Source organism: Kocuria tytonicola (genome assembly GCF_003687455.1).
Lineage (GTDB): Bacteria > Actinomycetota > Actinomycetes > Actinomycetales > Micrococcaceae > Kocuria > Kocuria tytonicola.
In genome coordinates, this window is sequence record NZ_PHOA01000145.1 from 1 (window position 1) to 4081 (window position 4081).

Below are 4081 nucleotides of genomic sequence, written 5' to 3' on the forward strand. Positions count from 1 at the left end.
CCGCAGTGGACCGGGGCCACCGCCGCCATGCCCGTCACCCCGTCCGACGACGCCTCGGCCCGCACCGGGCGCGACGCGCCCCGCACCGGTCGCACCGGCGTGGCCTCCGGCCGGCTGCACCCCCGCGATCCGCAGACGGGCCCGGTGGACCCCGTGGGTGACGACCACCTGACCCGACCGGACGAGCGGATCTCCGCGGAGGCGGCCTGGGACACCATGCGCCCGGCCGTGCGCTCGGACGGTTCCGGCGCCACCCCCGTGACCCGGCCGAGCGCGGAGCAGGTGCGCGCCCGGCAGCGGGAGCGCTTCGGCCGCATCCAGTTCCTGCCGGGGATGTTCGGGCTGCTCACGGCGATCGCCCTGGGTGCGCTGCTGCTCGCTCTGGCCGCCCTGGTGGGACCGCAGTTCGGGGTGGACACCGCGGACGGCGCCGGAGACACCCTGGTCCGGGCGTGGAACGGCTCCGGAACCGCCCAGCTGTGGGGCGGCGTCGTCGTCCTGGCGGCGGTGGAGCTGCTGTCCATGCTCGCGGGCGGGTACGTTGCGGGGCGCATGGCCCGGTTCTCCGGGGCGGCCCAGGGCGTGGGGCTCTGGCTGTGGTCCCTGGTGGCGCGCGCCGTCGTGTCCGGAGCCGTCCTGCTGTGGTCGGACGCGTTCCGTGAAGGCGGGCGGCGCTGGCAGGTGCAGGAGCTCATCGGCTCCCACACCGGCATCGGGCTGGTGGCGCTCGCGGCCACGCTGGTACTGGGACTTGTGGGCGCGGTTCTCGGCGGCGTGTGGGGCATGCGCTACCACCGCAAAGTGGACACGTGGACCATTTCGAATACAAGGGAATAGTAGACTTCCGTACTGTCGGAGACCTGGGCTGGGCCTCCGCAGGGGAGTACGGAGGAAACGACCATGCCTTCAACGCTTGTCGCGATAGTCGACGACCATGAAGTTGTCCGCGAAGGTGTGCGGCTGGTGTCCATGACATCACTCGCGGACGTGAAGCTCGTGGGATCATCCGATTCGGTGACCACGCTGCTGGACCAGCTGGGCCGGGACCCGGAGAATCCCGCGCTCACGGCACAGGGGGCCAAGCGCATCGAGTGCGACGTGGTGCTGCTGGACCTGTCCCTCGCGGACAAGTCCCGCCCGGCGAGCAACGTGGAGCGGTTGCGCAGCGCCGGGATGAAAGTGCTGATCTTCAGCATCGGGGAGAACACCGGGCTGATCCGCGAGGCCCTGCGCGCGGGTGCGCTGGGCCTGGTCCGCAAGTCGGACCCGCTCGAGCACGCCATCGAGGAGGCGCGGGCCATCGCGGACGGCAAGCCCGTGATCACCAAGGAGCTCGCCGCAGCCATCGACGGTGACGTGGAGTTCTCCCGGGCCGCACTGTCCCCGAGGGAGAGGGAGACACTGAGGCTGTACGCCTCCGGGTTCGCACAGGTGCAGGTGGCACGCCGCATGGGCATCAAGCAGTCCGCAGTGAAGACGAACATCGACCGCATCCGCGAGAAGTACGCACGCATCGGCCGCCCGGCGCCCACCAAGATCGACCTGCGCATCCGCGCCATCGAGGACGGCCTGGTGGACCCGGAGGACGACGTCACGAGCGCCGAGAAGAAGCTGTGACCCTTCCCGCGGGCGCTCCATGATCCTCCGCGGCTCAGGCAGCAGGGCCCGTTCCTACCGGGTGGTCAGCACCCGGCTGCGGTGGAAGCGCTTCTTCGCGACCACCGCACCGGGTGAGCTGGGGGTCTACACGTACCGGGCCCACTGGCTGGCGATGATCGGCCTCGGGGTCTTCGGGGTGACGCACCTGATCGAGGTGCTGCCCATCTTCGCGCAGCAGCAGTCCGCGCTGCACGGGTGGTACACGCTCTTCCTCGCGGCACTCGCCGTGCTCACGGGGCTCACCCTGTACTACGGGCTGCGCCACTCCGTGCGCCCGTGGGTTTTCCTCGCGTACACAGCCGTGGTGGCCGCCTCCATCCTGGCGCTGCCCCTGGCGTGGCGAGGTGGCTGCCTGCCGCAGAACCCGTGGATCTCGGGGTTCATCATCCTGGCCGTGGGGGCCGCGGCGGTGCTGTGGAGCCCCCGGGTGGCCGTGCTCTACATGCTCATGATCGAGGTGGCCTACGGGGTGGTGTCGAGCCAGCTGATCAGCGTGGGCCCCGGCGCGGAGTCGTGGGTTGCCGCGGGGATGTCCCGCGCGGTGTTCTCCCTGATGCTCGTCATGATCCTCACCGCGGGCAAGCGCGGGGCGCAGCGCATGGACCTGGACTACGCCGAGGCGCTGTCCGAGACCCTCGCGATGCGCCGCAGCCGCTCCGAGACCGAGGACCAGGAACGCATCGACCGGCTCATCCATGACAACGTCATGGCGGCGCTGCTGGACGCCTCCCGCTCCCGCGGAGTTCTCCCCCGGCGCACCCGTCAGCTCGCCGCACGCGCCCTGGACGTGCTGGCCGAGGAGTCCAGCCGGTCCACGGGCGCACACACCGTGATGGTGCACGAGCTCATGGACGAGCTCATGGACGCCCTGGCCCCGTGGCGCGCCCGGGTGCGGTTCACCAACCTGCGGGCCCCCATGCGGCCCGTGGGGGAACCCCGCGTGTTCGTCCCCGCCTACGTGGCGCACGGTCTCACACAGGCCGTCACGGAGGCGGTGGCGAACAGCGCCCGCCACTCGGGCAGCGACACCACCACGGTGTCGATGGAGGGTGAGATCTGCGAGCCCACCCCCATCAACCCGGAGGGCTTCTACCTGCGCTTCACCATCAGTGACACCGGGCGGGGCTTCCACTACCACGACGTCCCGAACCACAGGCTGGGAGTGCGCGTGTCCATCATGGAGAACCTGGACTCGATCGGCGGCCACGTGGAGCTGGACACCGCTCAGGGACGCGGCACCCGGGTGACGCTGATCTGGCCGAAGGATGCCCGCGCGTGAGCGGGGTCAGGCGTGCCGCCTTCGCGCACCGGTTCATGGGTCTGTTCGTCCTCCCCGCGTTCGTGGCCCCTCTCCTCGACGCCATCCAGTACCTGGATGAGGCCACGCACCCCGTGCCCATCGTGGTCTCCCTGGTGACGTACTCCCTCGCCGGACTGATCGTGGCCGTGCCGCGCTGGGACGGGCGCCGCTTCCACGCGCTGCCCGCGGCGGTGTCCGCGGTGCTCTTCCTGACAGCCGCCCAGCAGGGCTACGCCGTGACCCCGAGAGCCATGGACGCGGGGCAGGTCCCGTGGTTCCACCTGGGGTTCATCGCGGAGCTCCTCGCCCTGGGGATGCGACGGCGCCCGGGCTGGGCGTTCCTCGTCTGGTGCGGTGTCACGGTGCTGTCCGTGGCCCGCTGGCCCGTGGTGGACGGCGTCCCCCTGCCCATTGAGGCGTACCACGTGGTGGGGGTCGCCGTGATGATCGTGACCTGGCTGGTGGAGCGGCAGTACAACTTCTTCATGCGACGGCGCGAGGACACCCGGCGCATCCTGGACGCCGCGCGCAGCCGGGACGAGGCGGAGAGGGGCATCCGCTACGCGTCCAGCCAGCGGGTGGACGTGGTGCGCCGCCTCGCGGGCGGGCTGCTGGAGCAGATCGCGCATGAGACCGCAGAGGTCACGGACTACGACCTGCAGCAGTTCCGCCTCACCGAGGCCCAGCTGCGGGACAGCATCCGGGGCCGTTCGATCGCCACGCCCCACATCCTGGAGCTCACGCGTGCCGCGCGCGCCCGGGGCATCGCCGTGGACATCCTGGACGAGCGCGGCTACCCGCCGTCGCCCGAGGTGCTCGCCTCCACGGCGGAGCAGCTCGCCCAGGTCCTCGCCCAGGCGGAGTCCGGAGTGGTCACCGTCCGCGCCCTGCCCCCGGACGACACCGCGGCCGTGTTCATCGTGCACGACTCCCAGAACCCCGACGACGACCCCGTGGCCGTGGAGATCGAGGACGTCACGGGCACGGCGTCGGTCTTCTGACCGGACCCCCGACCACAGCGGCCTTCCGCCGGCCGCTCTCCTCTGCCTGCGCTCCTCTGTCCGCCGGTCCGTCCTCGTTCTCTCCCCCACCCCCCCCCCCACGGCGAGGGCACTGCACAGC

The 4081-nt window shown here is 71.2% G+C and carries 4 protein-coding genes; all 4 read left to right on the plus strand.

All coding sequences use genetic code 11. The features are described from left to right. Nucleotides 1-837, plus strand: an 837-nt coding sequence (locus tag CWC38_RS12155; protein ID WP_121846789.1) for a YrzE family protein, incomplete at its 5' end; no start/stop codon positions are given. A gap of 63 nt (nucleotides 838-900) precedes the next feature. Next, nucleotides 901-1617, plus strand: coding sequence for a response regulator transcription factor (locus tag CWC38_RS11130; protein ID WP_121846790.1), 717 nt, complete (start codon nucleotides 901-903; stop codon nucleotides 1615-1617). Between the two features lie 19 nt (nucleotides 1618-1636). Beyond that, nucleotides 1637-2938 carry a sensor histidine kinase gene (locus CWC38_RS11135; protein ID WP_240625237.1) on the plus strand — a complete coding sequence of 434 codons (1302 nt, stop codon included), beginning with the start codon at nucleotides 1637-1639 and terminating at the stop codon, nucleotides 2936-2938. Next, on the plus strand, nucleotides 2935-3960 hold the full coding sequence (locus CWC38_RS11140) for a hypothetical protein (protein WP_121846791.1): 1026 nt from the start codon (nucleotides 2935-2937) through the stop codon (nucleotides 3958-3960). The genes CWC38_RS11135 and CWC38_RS11140 overlap by 4 nt, the downstream gene beginning before the upstream one ends. Nucleotides 3961-4081 lie beyond the last annotated feature (121 nt).